This is a genomic window from Streptomyces sp. (assembly GCF_036566765.1).
Taxonomy (GTDB): domain Bacteria; phylum Actinomycetota; class Actinomycetes; order Streptomycetales; family Streptomycetaceae; genus Streptomyces.
Genome location: NZ_DATCVQ010000290.1, coordinates 1 through 20,980, shown reverse-complemented (window position 1 = coordinate 20,980; position 20,980 = coordinate 1). Strand labels below are relative to the sequence as shown.

The 20,980-nt window shown below is 71.0% G+C and carries 20 protein-coding genes; 11 read left to right on the top strand and 9 right to left on the bottom strand.

The window, feature by feature from the left end:
- Positions 1-44: 44 nt before the first annotated feature.
- From VIU94_RS16445 to VIU94_RS16435, 3 genes are all read left to right on the top strand, one after another.
- On the top strand, positions 45-803 hold the full coding sequence (locus VIU94_RS16445) for an aminotransferase class IV (protein ID WP_331912138.1): 759 nt from the start codon (positions 45-47) through the stop codon (positions 801-803).
- A 189-nt stretch (positions 804-992) separates the two neighbouring features.
- The gene (locus tag VIU94_RS16440; RefSeq protein ID WP_331912136.1) at positions 993-1,508 is read left to right on the top strand and encodes a GVDTG sorting domain-containing protein; all 516 of its coding nucleotides are present in this window, start codon (positions 993-995) and stop codon (positions 1,506-1,508) included.
- 99 nt (positions 1,509-1,607) lie between these two features.
- Positions 1,608-2,231 carry a class F sortase gene (locus tag VIU94_RS16435; RefSeq protein ID WP_331912134.1) on the top strand — a complete coding sequence of 208 codons (624 nt, stop codon included), beginning with the start codon at positions 1,608-1,610 and terminating at the stop codon, positions 2,229-2,231.
- 18 nt (positions 2,232-2,249) lie between these two features.
- Here the strand turns inward: VIU94_RS16435 and VIU94_RS16430 are convergent, their stop codons facing one another.
- A complete protein-coding gene (locus tag VIU94_RS16430) occupies positions 2,250-3,029 on the bottom strand; it encodes a TSUP family transporter (protein WP_331912132.1) in 780 nt (259 codons plus the stop codon).
- A 212-nt stretch (positions 3,030-3,241) separates the two neighbouring features.
- On the opposite strand from VIU94_RS16430, the gene VIU94_RS16425 reads away from it, so the two are divergent.
- The 5 genes from VIU94_RS16425 (at position 3,242) to VIU94_RS16405 (ending at position 8,891) form a co-directional block, all read left to right on the top strand.
- Positions 3,242-4,501 (top strand): NAD(P)/FAD-dependent oxidoreductase, encoded by a 1,260-nt coding sequence (locus VIU94_RS16425; RefSeq protein WP_331912130.1) that lies wholly within the window; start codon positions 3,242-3,244, stop codon positions 4,499-4,501.
- Positions 4,501-7,050 carry a nitrite reductase large subunit NirB gene (gene nirB / locus VIU94_RS16420; RefSeq protein WP_331912128.1) on the top strand — a complete coding sequence of 850 codons (2,550 nt, stop codon included), beginning with the start codon at positions 4,501-4,503 and terminating at the stop codon, positions 7,048-7,050. The genes VIU94_RS16425 and nirB overlap by 1 nt, the downstream gene beginning before the upstream one ends.
- Entirely contained in the window at positions 7,047-7,379 is a 333-nt protein-coding gene (nirD, locus tag VIU94_RS16415; protein WP_331912126.1) for a nitrite reductase small subunit NirD, read from the top strand. The genes nirB and nirD overlap by 4 nt, the downstream gene beginning before the upstream one ends.
- 47 nt (positions 7,380-7,426) lie before the next feature.
- Positions 7,427-8,011, top strand: a complete 585-nt coding sequence (locus VIU94_RS16410; protein ID WP_331912124.1) for a TetR/AcrR family transcriptional regulator — start codon at positions 7,427-7,429, stop codon at positions 8,009-8,011.
- Between the two features lie 118 nt (positions 8,012-8,129).
- A complete protein-coding gene (locus tag VIU94_RS16405) occupies positions 8,130-8,891 on the top strand; it encodes an SDR family NAD(P)-dependent oxidoreductase (protein WP_331912156.1) in 762 nt (253 codons plus the stop codon).
- Positions 8,892-8,907: 16 nt separating this feature from the next.
- On the opposite strand, the gene VIU94_RS16400 is transcribed toward VIU94_RS16405, so the two are convergent.
- Together VIU94_RS16400 and VIU94_RS16395 are read right to left on the bottom strand one after the other, a co-directional pair.
- Entirely contained in the window at positions 8,908-9,318 is a 411-nt protein-coding gene (locus VIU94_RS16400) for a VOC family protein (protein ID WP_331912122.1), read from the bottom strand.
- An 88-nt stretch (positions 9,319-9,406) separates the two neighbouring features.
- Positions 9,407-10,510, bottom strand: coding sequence for a hypothetical protein (locus VIU94_RS16395; protein WP_331912120.1), 1,104 nt, complete (start codon positions 10,508-10,510; stop codon positions 9,407-9,409).
- A gap of 263 nt (positions 10,511-10,773) precedes the next feature.
- Between VIU94_RS16395 and VIU94_RS16390 the strand changes: the two genes are divergently transcribed.
- On the top strand, positions 10,774-11,934 hold the full coding sequence (locus VIU94_RS16390; RefSeq protein ID WP_331912118.1) for an alkaline phosphatase PhoX: 1,161 nt from the start codon (positions 10,774-10,776) through the stop codon (positions 11,932-11,934).
- On the opposite strand, the gene VIU94_RS16385 is transcribed toward VIU94_RS16390, so the two are convergent.
- The 4 genes from VIU94_RS16385 to VIU94_RS16370 form a co-directional block, all read right to left on the bottom strand.
- Positions 11,904-12,926, bottom strand: coding sequence for an ArsR/SmtB family transcription factor (locus VIU94_RS16385; protein WP_331912116.1), 1,023 nt, complete (start codon positions 12,924-12,926; stop codon positions 11,904-11,906). The genes VIU94_RS16390 and VIU94_RS16385 overlap by 31 nt on opposite strands.
- A gap of 588 nt (positions 12,927-13,514) precedes the next feature.
- Entirely contained in the window at positions 13,515-16,226 is a 2,712-nt protein-coding gene (gene ppdK, locus VIU94_RS16380; protein ID WP_331912114.1) for a pyruvate, phosphate dikinase, read from the bottom strand.
- Between the two features lie 412 nt (positions 16,227-16,638).
- Positions 16,639-17,775 (bottom strand): tRNA dihydrouridine synthase DusB, encoded by a 1,137-nt coding sequence (gene dusB / locus VIU94_RS16375; RefSeq protein ID WP_331912112.1) that lies wholly within the window; start codon positions 17,773-17,775, stop codon positions 16,639-16,641.
- A gap of 149 nt (positions 17,776-17,924) precedes the next feature.
- On the bottom strand, positions 17,925-18,101 hold the full coding sequence (locus tag VIU94_RS16370; protein ID WP_331912110.1) for a DUF6243 family protein: 177 nt from the start codon (positions 18,099-18,101) through the stop codon (positions 17,925-17,927).
- Positions 18,102-18,314: 213 nt separating this feature from the next.
- On the opposite strand from VIU94_RS16370, the gene VIU94_RS16365 reads away from it, so the two are divergent.
- Positions 18,315-19,349, top strand: coding sequence for an aldo/keto reductase (locus VIU94_RS16365; RefSeq protein WP_331912108.1), 1,035 nt, complete (start codon positions 18,315-18,317; stop codon positions 19,347-19,349).
- A gap of 31 nt (positions 19,350-19,380) precedes the next feature.
- Positions 19,381-19,965: a TetR/AcrR family transcriptional regulator gene (locus tag VIU94_RS16360; RefSeq protein ID WP_331912106.1), complete on the top strand. Its 585-nt coding sequence runs from the start codon at positions 19,381-19,383 to the stop codon at positions 19,963-19,965.
- 23 nt (positions 19,966-19,988) lie between these two features.
- Here the strand turns inward: VIU94_RS16360 and VIU94_RS16355 are convergent, their stop codons facing one another.
- Entirely contained in the window at positions 19,989-20,201 is a 213-nt protein-coding gene (locus VIU94_RS16355) for a hypothetical protein (protein ID WP_331912104.1), read from the bottom strand.
- Between the two features lie 68 nt (positions 20,202-20,269).
- Positions 20,270-20,980: glycine--tRNA ligase (locus VIU94_RS16350; RefSeq protein ID WP_331912102.1), on the bottom strand; the 711-nt coding region annotated here is incomplete at its 5' end.

Sequence of the window (20,980 nt, the reverse complement as noted above, 5' to 3'; positions counted from 1 at the left end):
TCTTCTGCTGTCTTGAAATGTTCGCGAGCGCCTACCGTGTAACCATGACAAGCACGCCCGTATACCTGGAAATCGATGGCATACCCGCCCCCGATCCGGCCCTGCTGACCTCGCTCATGAGCGGGTACGGCCACTTCACCGCGATGCAGGTGCGCGACGGCCGGGCGCGCGGCCTGGCGCTGCACCTGGCCAGGCTCGACGGCGCGCACCGGGAGCTGTTCGGCGCGGGCCTGGACGCCGACCGGATCCGGACGCTGGCCGGGCGGGCGCTGCGCGGCTCGGGACGGCGGGACGCGTCGCTGCGGGTGTACGGGTACGAGGACGCGCTCGTCGTGACCGTACAGGAGCCGTTCGCACCCGACCCGTCGCCCTGGCTGCTGATGTCGGTGCCGTATCTGCGCCCCGCGGCCCACCTCAAGCACCTGGGCGGATTCGGCCAGTCCTATCACCGGCAGGCGGCGGCCCGCGCGGGCTTCGACGAGGCGCTGCTGACCGGGCCGGACGGGGCGGTCGCCGAGGGCGCGATCACCAATGTGGCGTTCTGGGACGGCGAGCAGCTGGTGTGGCCGTCCGCGCCGCATCTGACCGGCATCACGATGGCCCTCCTGACCCGCCGGCTGCCCTCGGTCGTCCGCCCGGTGACGCTGGCCGATCTGCCGTCCTTCCGCGCCTGTCTGGTGACGAACTCGCGGGGCATCGCCCCGGTGACCCGGATCGACCGGGTCGCCTACCCGGTGGACGAGGAGCTGATGGCGCGGGTGGAGGCGGCGTACGAGCAGGCGCCCTGGGACCCGATCGGCTAGGGCGTCACCCGTTCGGGGCGGGTCCGCCCGGAAGGCGGGCGGACCGGCTCCGACCTGCGACGATTCCGCGTCGGCAAGACGACACGCCGACACCGTCGGAGCAATCTGACCCTCCATCAGCAGGCGTGCGCGGCGGGCTGCGCCTTACCTCGGACTGAAGGACACCGCCCGCGCGCCCCGGAGGACCCCATGCGCACCACTGCCCGCCTGCTCACCACAACCGCGCTGTCGGTCGTCGCGATCGGCGCGCTCGGCGCACCCGTGGCGCTCGCCGGGAACGTCGAGTCGCTGGAGCTCAACCCGGCCACGGCGACGCCGGGCACGACGGTCACCGTCAACACCCTGGCCTGCGGCCCGAACGGACACGGCGTCGGCGACGCCCGCTCGCTCGGCGCGGGCGAGTTCCAGCTCAACCCGAGCACCCACAAGGAGGTCGTGGTCGGCCAGTTCAACGTCCCGCACCACGCCCAGCCGGGCACCTACGGGATCTCGGTCGCCTGTGACAACGGCAAGACGGCCTCCGGCGACCTGGTGGTCAAGCACCACGGCGGGCAGCCGAGCGGCCATGTCCAGACCGGTGTCGGCGGCAGCATCGGCCCCGACACCGCCCAGGTCACGGCGGGCGTGGCGGTGCTGGCCGCGACCGCCGTGGGCGGTACCTGGCTGTTCCTGCGTCGCCGGGCGAGCGGCGCGCAGGACGGCTGACGGGACCGGCGGCAACGGCCGTCCCGCGTACCGCCCGCTCCGCCCCCGCCGCATGCCCGCAACGGCCCGGCGGGGGCGGGGCCACACCCGAGGAGCAGTGTGAGCAGCAACGGAAGCAAGGGCTGGGGCATAGCGGTCGCCGCCCTCGTCGGCCTGTGGCTGGTGCAGAACGGCTCCGAGGACGTCACCCCGCCGATCCCCACCGCCGCACAGGCCTTCGCCGCCGGCGGCGACTTCCACACCGACGCGGCCGCCGCCCCGCTGCCGCCCTCCGAGCCCGTCCGGCTGCGCATCCCGAAGATCGACGTGGACGCGCCGGTCATGCGGCTCGGCCTGGGCGCGAAGGGCGCGCTGAACACTCCGCCGGCCGCCGACCCGAACCTGGCCGGCTGGTACGAGGACGGCCCCCCGCCGGGCGCGGACGGCACCGCGATCGTGGCCGGCCATGTCGACAACCAGCAGGGCCCGGCGGTCTTCTACGCGCTCGGCGCGCTCCAGAAGGGTCACCGCGTGGAGGTGCTGCGGCGGGACGGACGTACCGCGGTGTTCACCGTGGACGCCGTCGAGGTGTACGACAACGACGCCTTCCCGGACCGGAAGGTATACGGCGACCGGGACCGGGCCGAGCTGCGTGTGATCACCTGCGGCGGCGGCTTCGACAAGAAGTCCGGCGGCTACCAGGGCAACGTGGTCGCCTTCGCGCACCTCATCGGCGTGCGCTGAGGGCCCGGCCGCGCCGTCCTACCCCCACTGGTCGAAGGCGAGCTTCGCGACCAGCGAGAAGACCACGAAGAGCAGCACCCCGCGGACGAACTCGGCGCCCTTGCTCAGCGCCATCCGCGCGCCGATCATCGCGCCCGTCAGGTTGAACAGGGCCAGGATCGCGGCGAGCTTCCACAGCACCGTGCCCTGGTAGGCGAACATCGCGAGCGCGCCGGCGTTGGTGCAGACGTTGACGATCTTGGCGGTGGCGGAGGCGGTCACCAGGTCGAGATGGAGCACCGCGGTGAGACCGAGCACCAGGAAGGTGCCGGTGCCTGGCCCGAACAACCCGTCGTAGAAGCCGATGCCACCGCCGACCAGGACGATCGCGGTGAGCACCCGGGCGCGGGTCAGCTCGCCCTTGTTCTCGACCTTCGTCCCGAAGGCCGGCTTGAACATCACGAACGCGGCGACGCCGACCAGCACGACCATGATCAGCGGCCGGAGCACCGCCTCGTCGATCCCGGCGGCGAAGAACGCCCCGGCCGTGGAGCCCGCGACCGCCGCGAGGCCGACCTTCACGGCCGTCCCGACCTCGACCGGGGCCTTGCGGACGAAGGTGACCGCGGCGCCCGAGGTGCCGACGATCGCGAGCGCCTTGTTGGTGCCGAGGGCGTACGTGTGGTGCAGGTGGGGCAGGCCGAGCAGCAGGGCCGGCAGCATCACCAGGCCTCCGCCGCCGACCACCGCGTCGATCCAGCCGGCCACGAGGGCGGCTACGCAGAGCAGGACGAGCGTGGTCAGGGATATGTCAGGCATGATCAAGACCCTAGGGAGACGATGGATGGCCCGTCCATCGATCGCCGAAGAGTTGAGGATGGCCTGAGCTTCCGCACGGCACTCGGGGGCCTCCGCGACGGCACTCGGTGCCAGAACCTCACATCCCGGCAGGCCGCGCACTGAGATCAGCGTTCCGTACGGGAAACAGTCGAGATGCCGTGGGGTAACACCGGCCGCGCACTCTTCGGGGTATGAGTACACGGATCGTGGTGGTCGGAGGCGGAACGGCGGGCGCCCGGCTCGCCCAGCGTCTGCCCGTCACCCTGCTCGGCGAAGAGCCGCACGCACCGTACAACAGGGTGCTGCTCGCCGACGTCCTGGCCGGCCGGTACGCGCCCGAGGTCATCGCGCTGCCGGCCGCCCAGGAGCCGGTGCGGCGGGGCGTGCGGGCGGTGCGGATCGACCGGGCGGCGCGGTTCGTGGAGTGCGCGGACGGGTCCCGGGTCGACTACGACCGGCTGGTGCTCGCCACCGGATCGAACGCGGTGCTGCCGCCGCTGCGCGGCCTGCGCGGCTCGCAGCTGCCGTCCGGCGTCCACTCCTTCCGCACCCTGGACGACTGCCTGGAGCTGCGCGCCGTGGTGCGGCCCGGGGTCAGGGCGGTGGTCATCGGCGGCGGACTGCTCGGCGTCTCGGCGGCCCGCGCGCTGGCGGCACTGGGTGCCGAGGTGATGCTGGCGCAGCAGGGCGAGCGGCTGATGGAGCGCCAGCTGGACGCGCAGGCGTCCGCGCTGCTCCGGACGCACGTGGAGTCCCTCGGCGTCGAGGTGCACACCGAGTGCCGGGTCAGCGGTCTGCGGCAGCAGGACGGCGCGGTCACGGCCGTCGAGCTGGCGGACGGATTCGTGCTCGACGCCCAGGTCGTCGTCCTCGCCTGCGGCGTCCGGCCGCGCGTCGGCCTGGCCCGGGAGGCGGACCTGGAGGTCCGCACCGGCATCGTCGTCGACGACGAGCTGCGCACCTCGGACCCGTACATCCACGCGATCGGCGACTGCGCAGAACACGCGGGCCGGGTATACGGCCTCGCGGGACCGGCCCTGGACCAGGCAGATGTCCTGGCCGACCTCCTAGTTGTGGGCAATCGTTCCGCAGGGAGGAACGGGGGGGCACAACGGAACGGCGCCCTTGCGGGCGCCTCCGCCCCGACCCCCCAGCCCCGCTACACCGGCACCCGCGCCCTCACCCGCCTCACCCTCTCCGGCCCCGACGGCCTCGATCTCGCCGCCTTCGGCGAGGCGACCGCGCTCCCCGGCGACGACGTCGTGCAGCTGACCGACGCCACCCGCCGGGCCTACCGCAAGGTCGTCGTCCGCGGCGACCGCCTCGTCGGCGGCGTACTCCTGGGCGACCTCGCCGCGGTCGGCACGCTCGCCCGCGCCTGGGAGGGCGACGAGGCCCTGCCCGACGACGCCCCCCTGCTCCACCTGCTCACCCATGACGGAGGCTCCTGATGACCGTGCACACCCCCACCATCGTCCTGGTCGGCCACGGAATGGTCGGCCAGCGGTTCCTGGAGGCGCTCGCGGACCGGGGCGTCACCGAGCGGGCCCGGGTCGTGGTCCTCTGCGAGGAGCCCCGGCCGGCCTACGACCGCGTCCATCTGACCTCGTACTTCTCCGGGAAGACGCCCGACGACCTGTCCATGGTCGAGGACGGCTTCATGGCGAAGCACGGCATCGAGCTGTACGTCGGCGACCCCGCGGAGACGATCGACCGGGCCGCCCGCACGGTCACCGCCCGCTCCGGGCAGGTGTTCGCGTACGACTCGCTGGTCCTGGCCACCGGCTCGTACCCCTTCGTGCCGCCCGTGCCCGGCAAGGACGCCCGCGGCTGCTTCGTCTACCGGACCATCGAGGACCTGCTCGCCATCGAGGAGTACGCGAAGACCGCGACGACCGGCGCGGTCGTCGGCGGCGGGCTGCTCGGCCTGGAGGCGGCGGGCGCGCTCAAGGGCCTCGGCCTGGACACGCACATCGTGGAGTTCGCGCCGCGGCTGATGCCGGTGCAGGTCGACGAGGGCGGCGGCGCGGCCCTGTTGCGCACGATCGAGCAGATGGGGCTGACCGTCCACACCGGGACCGGCACCCAGGAGGTGGTGACCGAGGACGGTCAGGTCACCGGGATGAGGCTGTCGGACGGCTCCGAGGTCGCCACCGACATGGTGGTGTTCTCCGCCGGCGTGCGCCCCCGCGACCAGCTGGCCCGCGACTGCGGCCTGGACGTCGGCGAGCGCGGCGGCATCGCGGTCGACCCGCACTGCCGCACCTCCGACCCGGCGGTCTTCGCGATCGGCGAGTGCGCGCTCGCCTCGGACGGCCGGGTGTACGGCCTGGTCGCGCCGGGCTACGAGATGGCGCTGACGGCCGCGGCGGTCATCGACGAGGAGGCCGGGGAGACGCTCACCGGCTTCACCGGCGCGGACATGTCCACCAAGCTGAAGCTGCTCGGCGTGGACGTCGCCTCCTTCGGCGACGCGCACGGCACCGCCGAGGGCTGCCTCGACGTCGTCTACTCGGACTCCCGCTCCGGCGTCTACAAGAAGCTCGTGGTCGACGCCGAGGGCGTGCTGCTCGGCGGCGTCCTGGTCGGCGACGCCGAGTCGTACGGCCTGCTCCGCCCGCTGACGGGCTCGGTCCCGCCGGTCTCCCCCGAGCAGCTGGTCCTCCCGGCGGGCGCGGGCGCGCCGGTCGCGCTCGGCCCGTCGGCGCTGCCGGACGACGCGGTGATCTGCTCCTGCCACAACGTCACCAAGCACGCGATCAGCCAGTGCACGACGCTGCCCGAGGTGAAGAAGTGCACCAAGGCGGGCACCGGTTGCGGCAGTTGCGTGAAGGTGATCGAGAAGCTGCTGCCGACGGCGGCCGACAAAGGGCTCTGCGGCTGCTTCGCGTACACCCGCAGCGAGCTCTACGAGATCACCCGCACTCTGCGGCTGACCTCCTTCGCCGAGCTGCTCGACTCGCACGGCCGGGAGGAGGCCCGCGGCGGCGAGGGCTGCGAGGTCTGCAAGCCGACCGTCGGCTCGATCCTGGCCAGCCTCGCCCCGGCTCTCGAACTGGGCGGCTACATCCTGGACGGCGAGCAGGCGGCGCTGCAGGACACCAACGACCACTTCCTCGCCAACCTCCAGCGCAACGGCTCCTACTCGGTCGTGCCACGCATCCCGGGCGGCGAGATCACCCCGGACAAGCTGATCGTGATCGGCGAAGTGGCCCGCGACTTCGGGCTCTATACCAAGATCACCGGCGGCCAGCGGATCGACATGTTCGGCGCGCGGGTGGACCAGCTGCCGGCGATCTGGACCCGGCTGGTCGACGCGGGCTTCGAGTCGGGGCACGCGTACGGCAAGTCGCTGCGCACGGTGAAGTCCTGCGTGGGGCAGACCTGGTGCCGGTACGGCGTGCAGGACTCGGTGAAGATGGCGATCCAGCTGGAGCTGCGCTACCGGGGCCTGCGCTCGCCGCACAAGCTGAAGTCGGCGGTCTCCGGCTGCCAGCGGGAGTGCGCGGAGGCGGCGTCGAAGGACTTCGGGGTCATCGCGACCGCGAGTGGCTGGAACCTGTACGTGGGCGGCAACGGCGGCGCGACCCCGCGCCACGCGGACCTGCTCGCCAAGGATCTCTCCGACGCCGAACTGGTGCGGCTGATCGACCGGTTCCTGATGTTCTACATCCGCACCGCGGACCGTCTGGAGCGCACCTCGACCTGGCTGGAACGCCTGGAGGGCGGGCTCGACCACGTCCGCGACGTGGTGGTGCACGACTCGCTGGGGCTCTGCGACGAGCTGGAGTCGCTGATGGCGGCGCACATCGCGGACTACCAGGACGAGTGGGCGCAGACCCTGGACGACCCCGAGCGGCTGCGCCGCTTCGTGTCCTTCGTGAACGCGCCGGACGCCCCGGACCCGTCGGTCCGGTTCGTGCCGGAGCGCGACCAGATCAAGCCGGACCTGACCGTTCTCACCATCGGAAACCGCCTGGAAGGAGCCTCCGCCCGATGAAGATCGAACTCTCCCACGACACTGCCGCGGACGCGTGGATCGCCGTCTGCGAGAAGTCCCGGCTGACGCCGGGCCGGGGCGTGGCGGCGCTGCTGCCCGACGGCCGGCAGGCGGCGCTCTTCGTGGACCGCACCGGTCGGCCGTACGCGATCGAGAACCGCGACCCGTTCACCGGGGCGCAGGTACTGTCCCGGGGGCTGCTCGGCTCGGCGGACGGGCGGCCGTTCGTGGCCTCGCCGCTGCTGAAGCAGCGCTTCGACCTGCAGACGGGGAAGTGCCTGGACGACGACGAGGTGTCGGTGACGGTGTACCCGGTCCGCACGGTGTGAACGAGCTTTATTTGACTGGGCGTTCCAGATGCCCGTAGGTTGAGCGCGTGGCCAGGACCAAGGAATTCGATCCGGACGCCGCGCTCCAGGCAGCGCTCGAACTGTTCTGGCGGCGCGGCTACGAGGCGACGACGATGTCGGACCTCGTCGAGCATCTCGGGATCGGCCGCGCCAGCATCTACGCGACCTTCGGCAACAAGCACGACCTGTACGTGAAGGCCCTGGACCGCTACACCGGGGCCAACACCCCGATCCTGACCGCCGAGCTCGCCGAGCCGGAGAGCGGGCTCGACGCGGTACGGCACGTGGTGCGGCGGTTCGCCGCCGAGGCGGGGTCGGACGAGGTCCGGTTCGCCGGCTGCTTCCTCACCAACTCGGCGACCGAGCTCGGCCCGCATGACGAGGTGGTGGCGCGGCGCGTCGAGCGGGGCTGGGAGCAGCTCGAGACCCTGCTGCACGCAGCGCTCGTCCGGGCCCGCGCCCAGGGCGAGCTGCCCGCCGACCGCGATCCGCAGGCGCTGGCCCGGATGCTGGGCGTGATGCTGCAGGGCATCCGCGTGGTCGGCAAGGCGTCGAGCGACCCGGCCCGGGTCCGCGACGCGGCGGAACAGGCCCTGGCCCTGCTGGACTGAACGCTTTTCGCCGAAGAACAGGCGCCCTGCGGCGCCTTTTCTTCGGCCCTCATATTGGAACGCACGGTCAAAAAATGCACGGTCAAAAATGACTCAAGGGAGTTGTCTCATGGCCCTCATGTCCGCACGCTTCACCGGCCGCACCGTCCTCGTCACCGGAGCCGGCAGCGGCCTCGGCCGCGCCGTCGCGCTGGCCTTCGCCGCCGAGGGCGGCAAGGTCGTCGTCTCCGGGCGCACCGCCGCGACCCTGGACGGGACGGTCGCCCTGATCGAGGCCGCCGGCGGCACGGCCGTCGCCGTCACCGCGGACGTATCCCGCGCCGAGGACACGCGGGAGCTGGTCCGGCGGACCGTCGAGACGTTCGGCGGCCTGGACGTCGCCGTCAACAACGCCGGGATCTTCCGCGGCGGCGCGCTCGCCGCGGACTTCCCGCTCGACGACTGGCAGGCCCTCCTGGACACCAACGTCACCGGCGTCCTGAACTCCCTCCAGGCCGAGGTCGCCCACATGCGGTCCCACGGCGGCGGGGCGATCGTCAACATCTCCTCCAACCTCGGCCCGCACGTCCGCATCCCCGGACTCGTCGGCTACCAGGTGTCGAAGGCCGCCGTCTCCGCCCTGACCCGCGCCGCCGCACGCGACCACATCGCCGACGGCGTCCGGATCAACGCCGTCAGCCCGGGGGCCGCGGAGTCGACGATGTCGCTGCTGCCGGGCGAGACCGAGGCCGAGCGGGAGGTCCGGATGAAGGAGCAGAACCCGCTCGGCCGGATCTCCGCGGCCTCGGAGGTCGCGGCGGCCGTGCTGTACCTGGCCTCGGACGAAGCCGGCTCGGCCGTCGGGGCCGATCTGGTGATCGACGGCGGAGTCGCCGCCTGACGCCGAGGGCAGCGGCTCAGCCTTGGACGGCGCTCGGGTCCATCCACATGACCTCCCAGTGGTGCCCGTCCGGGTCGGTGAAGGAGCGGCCGTACATCGTGCCGTAGTCCAGCGGCTCCTTCGCCGCCGAGCCGCCGGCGGCGAGCGCGCCGTCCGCGAGCTCGTCGACCTTCGCGCGGCTGTCGGCGCTCAGCGCGATCAGCACCTCGCTGGACTTCGTCGCGTCGGAGATCTCCTTGCCCGGCGCGGTGAACTCCTTGAACTTGGGCTCGGTCAGCAGCATCGCGAAGATCGTGTCGCTGATGACCATGCAGGCGGCCGTCTCGTCGCTGAACTGCGGGTTGAAGGAGTAGCCGAGCTTGGTCCAGAAGGCCTTCGTGGCGTCCAGGTCCTTCACCGGCAGGTTGACGAAGATCATCTGAGTCATTGCGCTGTCTCTCTCTGCTCGCTTGCCACACTGTCAAAGAGGTAGACGGTGGGCCCGTGCGGAACTCATCGGTCTCCCGGAGAGAAGTTCAGGCGACTTCCCGAGCGACCGCGACCGCGCTCCAGCGGCTGAGCCTCTCGCTCTTCTCGTCGTACGTGAGCCAGGTGCCGTCGCCGAGAGGGCGGGCGAAGCCGTCCACCGGACCGTCCGGGTACTCGATGGTCCCGCGTATCTCCAGGGTGCGCGCGTCCAGGAGCCAGTGCCTGGGCCCGCGCATCTCGTCGTCGTACTCGACGGTGGAGGCGATGACGGTGTCGGCGTCGACGAAGCCGCAGGCCCAGTCCCAGCACGGCCGGTCCCCGTCGTCCCCGTCGTCCTCGTCGTCCTCTTCGTCATCCTCCGCCGGCGGCTCCCCCTCGGCGAGCACCGTCCCGTCCAGCGCGTGCAGCCGCACGTCGTCCCCGTAGTGCTCCATCGTGAGGAAGCCGGCGTGCTCCGGGTGGACGTCCATCAGGATCCGGTCCATCGTCTCGTTGAGGTCCCAGGACGTGAGCTCCTCGCCGTCCCAGCGCGCCCAGTAGAGCAGGATGCCGTCCTGCCCCATGCCGATGTCGAGTCCCATGTGGACCCCGTCGGGGTGCGAGACGTGGTGCGAGCCCGAGGCCACGCTGTCCAGCGGCAGCCGGGCCAGCTCACGCCCGTCCCGAGCGTCGAGCACCACCCACAGCTCGTCGTACTCCGTGTCCAGGTCGGCGACGTGCGCCCAGACGAACCGGCCGTCGTCCGAGACCCGGCAGGAGCCGTGCTCGCTCCCCCGGCAGACCTGCTGCTCGTCGCCGGGGTGCGGGTGGCCTATCTCCTGGTCCCAGCAGCCGTGCCGGTACTCCCACAGCGTCGTGCCGTCGGCGGCCACGGCGCGGACGGACCGCTGTCCGGAGAACGCGGCGAAGGACGCGTCCGGGCTCACCGAGTGAACGCCCATGTCCCACCCGGGCCACGGCACCGGGAAGACCGCGACCGGCGCCCGGTCCCCGGCGAGGAGCGCGTCGAGGTCGTAGGCCTCCAGCTCGTTCCCGTTCCGCAGCAGGGCGCGCCGCGTCCCGTCCCGGCGGCTCTCGAAGGCGAAGCCGTTGACCAGTGCGCCCGCGCCCGGGAGCCGTACCGAGTCGCGCAGTTGTACGGAGATCGACATGCCTCCGAAGGTAGCGGCCCGCACCGACAACGCCCGCCGCCGGTACCGACAACACCCGCTGCCCGTACCGACATCGCCGCCGCCCGCACCGGCAACACCCGCCGCCCGCGCGGAGAATGCCTTGCCCCGACCGTGACCCGACGCTTCCCCTTCATCGCTTGTTGCTGCACCGTCAACTCCGTACTCATAGGTTCCGGAGACGCGCGACCCCCGCCGCCAGACCGGGCAGCGGGGCGGTCACCACCACCTCACTGGAGTTTGACGTGGAGCGACGCAGTTTCCTGCGCGGAGCGGTCATCGGCACGTCGGCGGCCGCGTTCGGCGGCACGCTGATGCGCGGGGCCGCCTACGCGGCGCCCGCCCAGCCCGGCCCCGGCCCCTACGGAGCCCTCGGCGCGGCGGACGCCAACGGCATCCAGCTGCCGAGCGGATTCACCAGCCGGGTCATCGCCCGGTCCAGCCAGACGGTGAGCGGCACTTCGTACACCTGGCACAGCGCGCCCGACGGCGGCGCCTGCTTCGCCGACGGCACGGGCTGGATCTACGTGTCCAACTCGGAGATCAACCCCTCCGGCGGCGCGAGCGCGGTCAAGTTCGACTCGTCCGGCCAGATCACCGGCGCGTACCGCATCCTCTCCAACACCCGCCAGAACTGCGCGGGCGGCAAGACCCCGTGGAACACCTGGCTGTCCTGCGAGGAGGTCAGCCTCGGATACGTCTACGAGACCGACCCGTACGGCGTGAACGCGGCCGTCCGCCGGTCCGCCATGGGCAAGTTCAAGCACGAGGCGGCGGCCGCCGACCCGGTCCGCAAGGTCATCTACCTGACCGAGGACGAGACCAGCGGCTGCTTCTACCGCTTCATACCGACCACTTGGGGCAACCTCTCCTCCGGCACCCTCCAGGTGCTGGTGGCCGGCTCCGGCACCTCCGGCTCCTTCTCCTGGCAGAACGTGCCGGACCCGGACGGCTCCCCGACGTACACCCGCAACCAGGTCTCCGGCTCGAAGAAGTTCAACGGCGGCGAGGGCTGCCACTACGCCAACGACACGGTCTGGTTCACCACCAAGGGCGACAACCGCGTCTGGCAGCTGAACCTGGCGACCAGCACGTACGAACTCGCCTACGACGACTCGCTCGTGGTCGGCGGCGGCGCCCCGCTCACCGGCGTGGACAACGTCACCGGCTCGTCCTCCGGCGACCTGTACATCGCCGAGGACGGCGGCAACATGGAGATCTGCATCATCACGCCGGACGACGTGGTCACGCCGTTCCTGCGGATCAACGGCCAGTCGAGCTCGGAGATCACCGGACCGGCGTTCTCCCCCGACGGCAGCCGGCTGTACTTCTCCAGCCAGCGCGGCACCACCGGCAGCTCCTCGGGCGGCATCACCTACGAGGTGACCGGCCCGTTCCGCGCGTAACACACCGCGCCCCTGACGGCGTCGCCCAACAGGGCGGCGCCCAACGGGGTCAGCGTGTGCAGAACCGAATTGCCGTGCCTGAGCGTCGAGACCAGGCCGGCGTCGCGGAGCACCCCGGCATGCTGGCTCGCCGAGGCGAGGGACACCCCCGCCCGGCGGGCCAGTTCGCTCGTGGTGCTGCCGTCGCCGACGGCGCGCAGCACCGCGGAGCGGGTGTGGCCGACCAGTTTGGCGAGGGAGGGCCCGCCCGGCTCGCGGACGGTCGGCGACTCGCAATGGGTGACCGGGTAGACCAGTACCGGCGGCAGCAGCGGGTCCCGCAGCACGACCGGGGTCCCGCGGCAGAAGTACGAGGGCTGGAGCAGCAGTCCGCGCCCGTCCAGGCGGATGTCGCGGTCGACCGGGTAGTCGGCCTCCAGGACCGGCGCGCGCCAGCGCAGCATCGGCGGCAGCGAGGCGAGGAGTTCGTCGGCCCCGCCGTCGAGGACGGCCCGGCCGCGGATCGCCCGGTCGGCGTCGACCCGGGCCTGCACCCGGGACCAGTACGGGGCGATGGCGGCTCGGTGGTAGCCGCGCAGCGCGTCGACGAGCCGGCCGAGGGCTTCGCCGCGGCCCTCGGCGAGCCCGGCGAGCGCGCCGGGCAGGGAGCCGTCGGTCCGGCCGGCGCGGGTGGCGCAGAGCAGCGCCAGCTCGGCGCGGAGCCGGGCGGCAGGGGTGGCGCGGAGCGCCTGGATGGCCTCGTCGAGGCCATGGACGCCCTCCGGGGGCGTCAGGAAGTCGGGAAAATAGCCGCGCCCGGGTATCAGCGCGGCCAGCAGTCGTGTTTCACTGTTCAACCGCTTCCGGGTGCTCGCTCGCCATTCCTTGTAGACCGTCGAGCCGCGCCGGTCTCTCAATCGGTGAAAACTGAGAATCGTTTCCCACAGAACATCCGGCCGGGCGGCCATCCGCACCCCGGCGAGGTCGTCCCCGGTGAAATGAATACGCAGCATGGAACCCACCCCTGTGCACTCGCAATCGCCCCCGTCGACGAGTATGCATGTCATCACAGGACGTTACCAGGGCCTTTAAGCCACAGTTGAAACGCATCGCGGCCGACCGGCCGGAAGCGAAAGGCTGTGCGGTGTCGGGCAGGAAACCTTCAGGACCGAGGTGGCGCGGCGAAGACCGTGGGGGGCTTCGCGCGTCCGGCGGCGGTCGGCGAGGGTTGCGGCTCACTTGCCCGGCACGGGTAATGGGCGCGGCCCCTGGGTGGGGATCCGGGGGCCGCGCCCCGCCCTCCCTTTGCGGGACGAATGGCGGAAACCCACGGAAGTCTTCGACCCCCGGCATTACTCCGCAGTTCAACAGGTTGAAATTGAACCGGCCGGGACCGAACACGAGCCGACATTTACCCAACGGGAGAAAAACGACGGGGCGGACACCTCCGCACAAGGTGTCCGCCCCGTCTCTCCTGCTGACCGGAGCCGTCGCCCATCGGTTTGAGGGTCGGGGACGAGCGACGGCTCCGGGGTCTTCGTTACTGAATGGCTGATCAGCGGCTTCCGCCGTCGGCCGTCAGCGGCTTGCGCCGCCCGCCGTCAGCGGCTGTCGCTGCCGGCCGATCCGGCCGCCGCGCGGCCCGCCTCCAGGCGCGCCACCGGGATCCGGAACGGCGAGCAGGAGACGTAGTCGAGGCCCACCTCGTGGAAGAAGTGCACCGACTCCGGGTCGCCGCCGTGCTCGCCGCAGACGCCGAGCTTGATGTCCGGGCGGGTGGCCCGGCCGGCCTGGACCGCGCTGCGGACCAGCGCGCCGACGCCGTCCTTGTCGATGGTCTCGAACGGGCTGACGCCGAAGATGCCCTTCTCCAGGTACGCGGTGAAGAAGCTCGCCTCCACATCGTCCCGGGAGAAGCCCCACACCGTCTGGGTGAGGTCGTTGGTGCCGAAGGAGAAGAACTCGGCGGCCTCGGCGATCTGACCGGCGGTCACGGCGGCGCGCGGCAGCTCGATCATGGTGCCGAGCGCGAGCTTCAGCTCGACGCCGGTCTGCGCCTGGACCTCGGCGATGACCTGCTCGGCCTCGTCGCGGACGATCTCCAGCTCCTGGACGGTGCCGACGAGCGGGATCATGATCTCGGGGCGCGGGTCGCCCTTCGCGTCGATGCGCTGGGCCGCGGCCTCGGCGATCGCCCGGACCTGCATGGTGAACAGGCCGGGGATGACCAGGCCGAGGCGGACGCCGCGCAGACCCAGCATCGGGTTCTGCTCGTGCAGCCGGTGCACGGCCTGGAGCAGGCGCAGCTCGTTCTCGTGCGGCTCCTTGCGGGCCTCGGCGAGCGCGACGCGCACCGACAGCTCGGTGATGTCGGGCAGGAACTCGTGCAGCGGCGGGTCGAGCAGCCGGACCGTGACGGGCAGGCCGTCCATGGCCTCGAAGAGCTCGACGAAGTCCTTCTTCTGCAGCGGGAGCAGGGCCTCCAGGGCCTCCGAGCGCTCCTCGTCGGTGTCGGCGAGGATCAGCTTCTCGACCATCTCGCGGCGCTCGCCGAGGAACATGTGCTCGGTGCGGCACAGGCCGATGCCCTGGGCGCCGAAGCGACGGGCGCGCGAGGCGTCCTCGGCGTTGTCGGCGTTGGCCCGTACGCGCAGGCGGCGTACTCGGTCCGCGTACGCCATGATCCGGTGCACGGCGGCGACCAGCTCGTCGGCGTCGTCGGCGCCGGCGTGCATGCGGCCCTCGAAGTACTCGACGACCGGGGACGGCACGACGGGCACCTCGCCGAGGTACACCTTGCCGGTGGAGCCGTCGATGGAGACGACGTCGCCCTCCTCGACGACCACGCCGGAGGAGGTGGTCATCCGGCGGCGCTTGGTGTCGACCTCGAGCTCCTCGGCACCGCAGACACAGGTCTTGCCCATGCCGCGGGCGACGACGGCGGCGTGCGAGGTCTTGCCGCCGCGCGAGGTCAGGATGCCCTCGGCGGCGATCATGCCGTCCAGGTCGTCCGGGTTGGTCTCGCGGCGGATCAGGATGACCTTCTCGCCGGAGCGGGACCACTTGACGGCCGTGTAGGAGTCGAAGACGGCCTTGCCGACGGCCGCGCCCGGGGAGGCGGCGATGCCGCGGCCGACCTGCTCGACCTTCGCGTTCTCGTCGAACTTCGGGAACATCAGCTGGGCGAGCTGCGCGCCGGTGACCCGCTGCAGCGCCTCGGCCTCGTCGATCAGGCCCTGGTCCACGAGCTGGGTGGCGATGCGGAAGGCGGCGCCGGCGGTGCGCTTGCCGACCCGGGTCTGCAGCATCCAGAGCTGGCCGCGCTCGATGGTGAACTCGATGTCGCAGAGATCCTTGTAGTGGGTCTCCAGCGTCTCCATGATCTGCATGAGCTGGTCGTACGACTTCTTGTCGATCGACTCCAGCTCGGCGAGCGGCACGGTGTTGCGGATGCCGGCGACGACGTCCTCGCCCTGCGCGTTCGTGAGGTAGTCGCCGTAGACGCCCGCGTGGCCGGAGGCGGGGTCGCGGGTGAAGGCGACGCCGGTGCCGGAGTCCGGGCCGAGGTTGCCGAAGACCATGGAGCAGACGTTGACCGCGGTGCCCAGGTCGTGCGGGATGCGCTCCTGGCGGCGGTACAGCTTCGCGCGGTCGGTGTTCCAGGAGTTGAAGACCGCCTCGATGGCGAGATCCATCTGCTCGCGCGGGTCCTGCGGGAAGTCCCGGCCCGTCGCGGCCTTGACGATCTTCTTGAAGCCCTTGACGAGCTTCTTCAGGTCGGCGGCGTCCAGGTCGGTGTCGCTGGTGACCTTCTTCGCGGCCTTGGCCTCTTCGAGGGCCTCCTCGAAGAGCTCGCCCTCGACGCCGAGGACGGTCTTGCCGAACATCTGGATCAGGCGGCGGTACGAGTCCCAGGCGAACCGCTCGTTGTCGGCCTGGGCGGCCAGACCGGTGACGGACTCGTCGGACAGGCCGATGTTGAGGACCGTGTCCATCATGCCGGGCATGGAGAACTTGGCGCCGGAACGCACCGAGACGAGCAGCGGGTCGTCGGCCTGGCCGAGCTTCTTGCCCATCTGCTGCTCAAGGGCGTCGAGGTGCGCGCTGACCTCGTCGCGGAGCTCGACCGGCTCGGAGCCGCTGTCGAGGTAGACCTTGCAGGCCTCGGTGGTGATCGTGAAGCCGGGAGGAACCGGGAGGCCGAGGTTGGTCATCTCGGCCAGGTTCGCGCCCTTGCCACCGAGCAGGTCCTTCAGGTCCCTGTTGCCCTCGGTGAAGTCGTACACGAACTTCTGATCTTTGTTTTCCGACACGGGTCTCGACTCCTCGAGGACTCGGTGGCTGCCCTGACGGCGAGGAACATACCCAGATCGAAGGCGTCTGGGTACGTACGCCTACCCGTCATACGGCCTTAACCACCCGTCCGCCACCAGATCCAATGTTTCCAGCGAGTAGCCAGATGCTTCAAACGTCGAAGACTGCTTGACCCAGACGAGAGATTATCCGCTCACGTGAGCGCGGTTCCGAGCAGTTGCGTTCAAGACTTGAACGCAAAAGGGTGGCACTGAGTGCCACCCTTTTTGAGAAGTGGAGCCATCCGAAGATGCTCATCTGAGCGCAACCCTGATCAGGGGTGGCGAGAATCACGCCCTCGGAGAGACCCCGTTCCCACGATTCGGACGGGTTCGGGACGGGTCCCGGACGGTCCGCGACGGTGCGGGGAGGTCAGCCGCCGGAGGTGTCGAGTTCCGCGTCCGCGCTGATGGAGGCGCAGTCGTACGGGTCTTTCAGCCAGCCGTCGGGCAGCACGACGCGGTTGTTGCCCGAGGTGCGGCCGCGCGGGCCGTCCGCGCCGACCGGCCAGGGCTGGTCAAGCTCCAGCTCGCTCAACTGAGCGCGCAGCTCTTCCAGGGACGAGGTGATCGCCAGCCTCTTGCGCATCTCGGAGCCGACCGCGAAGCCCTTGAGGTACCAGGCCACGTGCTTGCGGAAGTCGATGACACCCCGTGTCTCGTCGCCGATCCACTCGCCGAGCAGCGTCGCGTGCCGCACCATCACCTCGGCGACCTGTCGCAGCCCCGGAGCCGCGTACGTCCCCGAGCCCTCGAAGCCCGCCACCAGGTCGCCGAAGAGCCACGGCCGGCCCAGACAGCCGCGGCCCACGACGACGCCGTCGCAGCCCGTCTCGCGCATCATCCGCAGCGCGTCGTCGGCCGACCAGATGTCGCCGTTGCCGAGCACCGGGATCTCCGGGACGTGCTCCTTGAGCCGCGCGATGGCGTCCCAGTCGGCCGTGCCGCCGTAGTGCTGCGCCGCCGTGCGGCCGTGCAGCGCGATGGCGGTGACGCCCTCCTCGACCGCGATCCGGCCCGCGTCCAGGTACGTGATGTGGTCGTCGTCGATGCCCTTGCGCATCTTCATAGTCACGGGCAGGACACCCGCGTTCGACACGGCTTCGTTGAGGATGGCCCGCAGCAGCGGCCGCTTGTACGGGAGCGCGGAGCCGCCGCCCTTGCGGGTCACCTTGGGGACCGGGCAGCCGAAGTTCAGGTCGATGTGGTCGGCGAGGTCCTCGTCGACGATCATCCGCACGGCCTTGCCGACGGTGACCGGGTCGACGCCGTACAGCTGGATCGACCGGGGCTTCTCGGTCTCGTCGAAGTGGATCAGCTGCATGGTCTTGTCGTTGCGCTCGACCAGCGCCCGCGTCGTGATCATCTCGCTCACGAACAGCCCCTTACCGCCGGAGAACTCACGGCAGAGGGTGCGGAAGGGGGCATTGGTGATGCCGGCCATCGGGGCGAGCACCACCGGGGGCTGCACGATGTGCGGCCCGATGGCGAGGGGAGTGAACGCGGTCATCCAGCCATTGTCACCCATACGCCGCACGGCCCGTCGGCTCCGGACGCGCACGGGCCCCGGGTCACCGTGGTGACCACGCGCACGAGCCCCGGATCACCGTGGTGACCCGGGGCCCGCTCGGCTGCGAAGTGCGCTGCGCCGGACGGCGACTACGCGGTCTCGTCGCCCTGCGCGCGCTCGCGCATCTTCTTCAGCAGCTCCTGCTTCTGGTCCGCGGCCGTCCTGCGGTCGGCGTTGCGGCCCTGAGCGGCGCCGTGCTGTTCGGCGCGGGACAGCTTCTTGCGCTGTCCGCCGACGCCGAGGAGGTTGTTACGGCCCTTGGCCATGGGTTCTCCCATCGGGGTGAGACGTGATCCGGGAATCGTCGGGGCGTCAGGCGGGCACCAGGGCCCGCCGCGCTCTCACTCGTAGATCTGGAAGAACGAGTACATGCCGGTGACGCTACCCGGCCGGGCGGGGACCGTCACACGGATTTCGAGTTCTCGACCTGACGGATGACAGATGTTGAAATCTGTCATCCGTCATGGCATGGTTGTCACATGGCAACCACCAACGCACTTCCCACCCGCCCGCTGGGCACCACCGGCCCCCAGGTCTCCGCCCTCGGTCTCGGCTGCATGGGCATGTCCGCGCTGTACGGCGAGAGCGACCGCACCGAGTCGATCGCGACCATCCACGCGGCGCTCGACGCCGGCGTGACCCTGCTCGACACCGGCGACTTCTACGGGATGGGGCACAACGAGCTGCTGATCGACGAGGCTCTGCGCACCGCGCCCGCCGGGTCCCGTGAGAAGGCGCAGATCAGCGTGAAGTTCGGCGCCCTGCGCACCGTCGAGGGCGGCTTCACCGGGTACGACGGCCGGCCGGCGGCGGTGAAGAACTTCGCGGCGTACTCGCTCCAGCGCCTGGGCACGGACCACATCGACGTCTACCGGATCGCCCGGGTCGACCCCGATGTCCCGATCGAGGAGACGGTCGGCGCCATCGCCGAGCTGGTCGAGGCCGGCCATGTCCGCCACATCGGCCTGTCCGAGGTCGGCGCGGACACGCTGCGCCGGGCGGCCGCGGTCGCCCCGATCTCGGACGTGCAGATCGAGTACTCGCTGATATCGCGCGGCATCGAGGAGAAGATCCTGCCGGCCGCCCGCGAGCTGGGCGTGGGCATCACGGCGTACGGGGTGCTCTCGCGCGGGCTGATCAGCGGCCACTTCACCCGCGACCGCGAGCTGCCCCCGGGCGACTTCCGCGGCATGAGCCCGCGCTTCCAGGGCGAGAATCTGCGGCACAACCTCGACCTCGTCGAGCGGCTGCGCGCGATAGCCGAGCGCAAGGGGGCCACGGTCGCGCAGACCGCCATCGCCTGGGTGCTCGCCCAGGGCGAGCGGCAGGGCGCGGACATCGTGCCGCTGATCGGCGCCCGTCGCCGGGACCGGCTGGCGGAGGCCCTCGGCGCGCTGGACGTGACGCTGGACGCGGCGGACCTGGCGGCCATCGAGCAGGCCGTGCCGGTGGGCGCGGCGGCCGGGGAGCGCTACCCGGAGGCGCAGATGGCGCACCTGGACAGCGAGCACTGACCGCCCCGCCCCGACAGGTACTGTCGACAGCATGCCGACCGAGACCCTCACCGCCGAGCGCATCCTCGAAGCCACCGAGGAGGTGCTGCGCCGCTACGGCCCGGCGAAGGCCACGGTGGTGGACGTCGCCCGGGTGCTCGGCGTCTCCCACGGCAGCGTGTACCGGCACTTCCGCACGAAGGCGGCGCTGCGCGAGGCGGTGACGCATCGCTGGCTGAGCCGCACCGAGGTCGCCCTCGCGGAGCTGACCGACGCGGCGGACCGACCGGCCCCGGAGAAGCTGCACGCCTGGTTCGCCGGCCTCTTCGAGGCCAAGCGGCACAAGGCGGGGGACGACCCCGAGCTGTTCGCGACGTACGGGGTGCTCATCGACGAGAGCAGCGGGGTGGTCGAGGAGCACATCGAGGTGCTGATCGGCCAGGTCCGCAGCATCGTCGAGGAGGGCGTGCGGGACGGCGAGTTCACCGCGCCCGAGCCCGACGCCACGGCCCGCGCGCTGTTCAGCGCCACGGCCCACTTCCACGACCCGGCATACGCCCCGGAGTGGCGCAAGCCCAGCGTCGACACGGAGTTCGACGCCGTGGTCGACCTCCTACTCCGCGGCCTGCGCGCCTAGGGGGCAGACACCCCCCTAAGCCTCTACGAGCTGCCCGCCGTCGGGTCGATCGTTGCCTGGTGTTCCTGGGCCAGGTGCTCCTCCGCCTTCAACCAGGGCAGGAACTGGGCGCTCTTGCGCCACCCACAGGTGTCGCAGCTCAACAAGCGCTGCACACCGGATCGCCGGACTCGCACGACGTGTTCCCTGCCGTGCCCGTCCCATCTGCTGACCTTGCTGGTGGTCATCGACACCATGGCGCCCAGTCTGCACGCAAGCCCCCGGTTCCGTACCCGGAACCGGGGGCTTGTTTCTTGATCCTGCGTCAGCAGCCGAGCAGGCGGCTGCCGAGGTAGCCCTGGATCTGGTCCAGGGAGACGCGCTCCTGCTTCATGGTGTCGCGCTCGCGCACGGTCACCGCGTTGTCGTCCAGGGTGTCGAAGTCGACCGTCACGCAGAACGGCGTGCCGATCTCATCCTGGCGCCGGTAGCGGCGACCGATCGCCTGCGAGTCGTCGAACTCGACCACCCAGCGCTTGCGCAGGTCGGCGGCGAGCCCCTTCGCCTTCGGCGACAGCGCCTCGTTGCGGGACAGCGGCAGCACCGCCACCTTGACCGGGGCCAGCCGCGGGTCGAAGCGCATGACGGTGCGTTTGTCCACGCCACCCTTGGTGTTCGGGGCCTCGTCCTCGTCGTACGCCTCGAGCAGGAAGGCCAGCACCGCGCGGGTGAGGCCGGCGGCCGGCTCGATCACGTACGGCATCCAGCGCTCGCTCTTGGCCTGGTCGAAGTAGGACAGGTCGACGCCGGAGTGCTTGCTGTGCGTGGAGAGGTCGAAGTCGGTGCGGTTGGCGATGCCCTCCAGCTCCGAGAACTCGGTGCCGCCGAACCGGAAGCGGTATTCGATGTCTACCGTCCGCTTCGCGTAGTGCGACAGCTTCTCCTTCGGGTGCTCGTAGAAGCGCAGGTTCTCGGGGTTGATGCCGAGGCCGATGTACCAGTTCCAGCGCTCCTGGAGCCAGTATTCGTGCCACGT

Coding starts and splice junctions, on each gene's coding strand:
- VIU94_RS16430 (WP_331912132.1), bottom strand. CDS start 3,029: ATGCCTGACATATCCCTGACCACGCTCGTCCTGCTCTGCGTAGCCGCC.
- VIU94_RS16400 (WP_331912122.1), bottom strand. CDS start 9,318: ATGACTCAGATGATCTTCGTCAACCTGCCGGTGAAGGACCTGGACGCC.
- VIU94_RS16365 (WP_331912108.1), top strand. CDS start 18,315: ATGGCAACCACCAACGCACTTCCCACCCGCCCGCTGGGCACCACCGGC.
- VIU94_RS16355 (WP_331912104.1), bottom strand. CDS start 20,201: ATGGTGTCGATGACCACCAGCAAGGTCAGCAGATGGGACGGGCACGGC.
- VIU94_RS16440 (WP_331912136.1), top strand. CDS start 993: ATGCGCACCACTGCCCGCCTGCTCACCACAACCGCGCTGTCGGTCGTC.
- VIU94_RS16370 (WP_331912110.1), bottom strand. CDS start 18,101: ATGGCCAAGGGCCGTAACAACCTCCTCGGCGTCGGCGGACAGCGCAAG.
- VIU94_RS16445 (WP_331912138.1), top strand. CDS start 45: ATGACAAGCACGCCCGTATACCTGGAAATCGATGGCATACCCGCCCCC.
- dusB (WP_331912112.1), bottom strand. CDS start 17,775: ATGACCGCGTTCACTCCCCTCGCCATCGGGCCGCACATCGTGCAGCCC.
- VIU94_RS16395 (WP_331912120.1), bottom strand. CDS start 10,510: ATGTCGATCTCCGTACAACTGCGCGACTCGGTACGGCTCCCGGGCGCG.
- VIU94_RS16425 (WP_331912130.1), top strand. CDS start 3,242: ATGAGTACACGGATCGTGGTGGTCGGAGGCGGAACGGCGGGCGCCCGG.
- VIU94_RS16360 (WP_331912106.1), top strand. CDS start 19,381: ATGCCGACCGAGACCCTCACCGCCGAGCGCATCCTCGAAGCCACCGAG.
- nirB (WP_331912128.1), top strand. CDS start 4,501: ATGACCGTGCACACCCCCACCATCGTCCTGGTCGGCCACGGAATGGTC.
- nirD (WP_331912126.1), top strand. CDS start 7,047: ATGAAGATCGAACTCTCCCACGACACTGCCGCGGACGCGTGGATCGCC.
- VIU94_RS16385 (WP_331912116.1), bottom strand. CDS start 12,926: ATGCTGCGTATTCATTTCACCGGGGACGACCTCGCCGGGGTGCGGATG.
- VIU94_RS16405 (WP_331912156.1), top strand. CDS start 8,130: ATGTCCGCACGCTTCACCGGCCGCACCGTCCTCGTCACCGGAGCCGGC.